Raw genomic sequence first — 754 nt, 5'->3', positions numbered from 1 at the left:
CTGCGGTGGGTGACCACCGTGCGGGTTCGACCCCCGCCCTCGGCACCATATGCGCCCGTAGCTCAATTGGATAGAGCGTTTGACTACGGATCAAGAGGTTAGGGGTTCGACTCCTCTCGGGCGCGCTTTTATTAACGGGAAGTGGCTCAGCTTGGTAGAGCACCTGGTTTGGGACCAGGGGGTCGCAGGTTCAAATCCTGTCTTCCCGATATTCCCAAAAACATGGGGCCTTAGCTCAGCTGGGAGAGCGCCTGCCTTGCACGCAGGAGGTCAGCGGTTCGATCCCGCTAGGCTCCACTTATTTTAATATCATTTATGGCGGTGTAGCTCAGCTGGCTAGAGCGTACGGTTCATACCCGTGAGGTCGGGGGTTCGATCCCCTCCGCCGCTACCATAAAGGACCTTTAGCTCAGCTGGTTAGAGCAGACGGCTCATAACCGTCCGGTCGTAGGTTCGAGTCCTACAAGGTCCACCACTAAAGGTTTATATCTCGGAGGTATACCCAAGTTCGGCTGAAGGGATCGGTCTTGAAAACCGACAGGCGGCGAGAGTCGCGCGGGGGTTCGAATCCCTCTACCTCCTCCATTTTTTCTTAAATTACATATTATATCATCGCGGGGTGGAGCAGTACGGTAGCTCGTCGGGCTCATAACCCGAAGGTCGCAGGTTCAAATCCTGTCCCCGCAACCAAATGGTCCCGTGGTGTAGTGGTTAACATGCCTGCCTGTCACGCAGGAGATCGCCGGTTCGACCC

Annotated in this window: 7 tRNA genes; all 7 read left to right on the top strand. The window is 56.0% G+C overall.

What is annotated here, in order from left to right:
• The first annotated feature begins 51 nt into the window (after positions 1-51).
• The 7 genes from H6481_RS28280 to H6481_RS28250 all read left to right on the top strand — a co-directional run bounded on the left by H6481_RS28280 (position 52) and on the right by H6481_RS28250 (position 690).
• A tRNA-Arg gene (locus H6481_RS28280) sits at positions 52-125 on the top strand.
• Positions 126-135: 10 nt separating this feature from the next.
• A tRNA-Pro gene (locus H6481_RS28275) sits at positions 136-209 on the top strand.
• A 15-nt stretch (positions 210-224) separates the two neighbouring features.
• Positions 225-297 (top strand) — tRNA-Ala (locus H6481_RS28270).
• 20 nt (positions 298-317) lie between these two features.
• Positions 318-394 (top strand) — tRNA-Met (locus H6481_RS28265).
• Between the two features lie 4 nt (positions 395-398).
• Positions 399-475 (top strand) — tRNA-Ile (locus H6481_RS28260).
• Between the two features lie 17 nt (positions 476-492).
• A tRNA-Ser gene (locus H6481_RS28255) sits at positions 493-585 on the top strand.
• Between the two features lie 28 nt (positions 586-613).
• Positions 614-690, top strand: a tRNA-Met gene (locus H6481_RS28250).
• Positions 691-754: the final 64 nt, after the last annotated feature.

Source organism: Bacillus sp. ME78 (assembly GCF_903970865.1).
Classification (GTDB): Bacteria; Bacillota; Bacilli; order Bacillales; family Bacillaceae_G; genus Bacillus_A; species Bacillus_A cereus.
Note: the sequence above shows the minus strand (reverse complement) of the source record. Positions and strands in the feature narration are given on the sequence as shown.